2 protein-coding genes are annotated in these 1,843 nt (G+C 41.5%); one reads left to right on the top strand and one right to left on the bottom strand.

Annotation, left to right across the window (positions count from 1 at the left end; translation table 11 throughout):
* Positions 1-365 (top strand): hypothetical protein (locus tag FC98_RS14925; protein ID WP_162254973.1); only part of this gene is annotated, 365 nt, incomplete at its 5' end.
* An 82-nt stretch (positions 366-447) separates the two neighbouring features.
* Here the strand turns inward: FC98_RS14925 and FC98_RS13665 are convergent.
* Complete coding sequence (locus tag FC98_RS13665; protein ID WP_056949752.1) at positions 448-1,722, bottom strand: cation:dicarboxylate symporter family transporter; 1,275 nt, start codon at positions 1,720-1,722, stop codon at positions 448-450.
* Positions 1,723-1,843 lie beyond the last annotated feature (121 nt).

The following is a 1,843-nucleotide window of genomic DNA, read 5'->3' as shown; positions in this document are numbered from 1 at the left end:
TATCAAAAATCATAGATCTTGGACAGCTTCTGAAGAAACGTTTCGTCTATCATCAGGCAATCAAGGAGGATACCCTGCCAACTGGTCTCGAAAAACTTGTTACGAATATGACCTCGGACCCCGAATTCTGCCAGACAGTTATTGCACTTGAAAGTATCCAGGATGAAACCGTTCGATTCAAAAGTCAGGTAGTTGTCCTCATCAAGGACGCCCTCGTCGATGCGGATATCTCTCAGGATCCTTATATCATTGATATTCTGGCAACAATTGCGCTTAAAACGATTGACTATTATATGCGAACGGACACGCCCTTCTCCATTCAACGAGAAATGGACCTGTTAAGGGTCTTAAATCGCTTATTATAGACTCGTCACTGCTACGACTCCTAAACGCTAACGTCTCTCTAACAAGAACTGCTAGAAGAAACGTTAGCGTTTATTTATTTGGCTATTTTTTGAATGTTGCAATGTATTTCTTGGATTTTACTTCGTCGAATTCCTTTTCAGATTTACCAATAACCACCGTAGCAAGTGAATTCCCAACGACGTTCACCGCTGTTCGGCCCATATCCACGATTCGATCAATACCAGCAATAAAAGTTAGTCCAGTAACTGGGACGCCAATCGTCGAAATTGTTGCTAATAGAACAACAAACGATGCACCAGGAACGCCAGCCATGCCCTTTGAAGTAATCATCAAAACGACTAGTAAGGTGATCTGCTGACCAATTGATAGGTTAATATGGTAAGCCTGAGCGAGGAATAACGCAGCGATTGACTGATAAATTGCGGAGCCATCAAGATTAAACGTATACCCGGTTGGAATAACAAAGGACACGATCCCTTGACTTGAACCAAATTTTCCCATTTTTTCAATCATCTTTGGCAAAACGGCCTCAGAACTGGCGGTGGAAAATGCTAACACAATTTCATCCTTAATGACTAATAACAAATCAAAGATACTGAACCCAAAGATTTTAGCAACAATTCCCATGATCACCAAAATAAAAGCGGTCATCGTAACATAGGCGATCGCAACAAAATAACCTAATGGAATTAACGCTCCAATTCCCATTTCAGCCAGGGCAACGCCAATTAAAGCACAAACGCCAATTGGTGCTGCATGCATTACCCAATTGGTAACCTTGAACATCACCTCAGCAACCGCATTAAGGGCATCAATTAAAATCTTCCCCTTTTCACCGATCGCCGCAATTCCAAGACCGAAGAAGACGGAAAAGAAAATAACGGGCATCATATCGCCATTAGCCAGCGACCGGAAGATGTTGGTTGGAATAATTCCCAGTAGTGTTCCCCAGATTCCAGTATGTTGCGCCGTCTTTGCGGTTGCCATATATTGACTAATATCGGAGCCATGCAGCGAGTGAATATCAATCAGGGTCCCTGGATGGAGTACATTAGCAACAATCATTCCAAGTGCGATTGCAATCGTCGTCATTAATTCAAAGTAGATAATGGTTTTCAGGCCAACCCTACCAAGCTTTTTGATATCACCCATACTGGCAATTCCAACTGTCAAACAAGAAACCACAATCGGCAAAACAATCATTTGGATTAAGTTAATAAACATCGTTCCAATATTTTGCATGGCTGTAATTGCCGTGTTGTTTTTATAAAAAATGACGCCGAAGATAACTCCCAAGATTAACCCAATCAAGATTTGCCATCCTAAGGTTAATCGGTATGCTTTGTAGCGCTTCATAGTTTCACCCGTATTCTTTTAAAATATGTACTTATCTCAATATAAAACAAAAGCCTTCAACAGTAAATACCATTGAAGACTTTTCATATTGCGTGGCAACGTCCTACCCTCGCAGGAGGCG

The organism is Lentilactobacillus kisonensis DSM 19906 = JCM 15041 (genome assembly GCF_001434135.1).
GTDB classification, from domain to species: Bacteria; Bacillota; Bacilli; order Lactobacillales; family Lactobacillaceae; genus Lentilactobacillus; species Lentilactobacillus kisonensis.
Note: the sequence above shows the minus strand (reverse complement) of the source record. Positions and strands in the feature narration are given on the sequence as shown.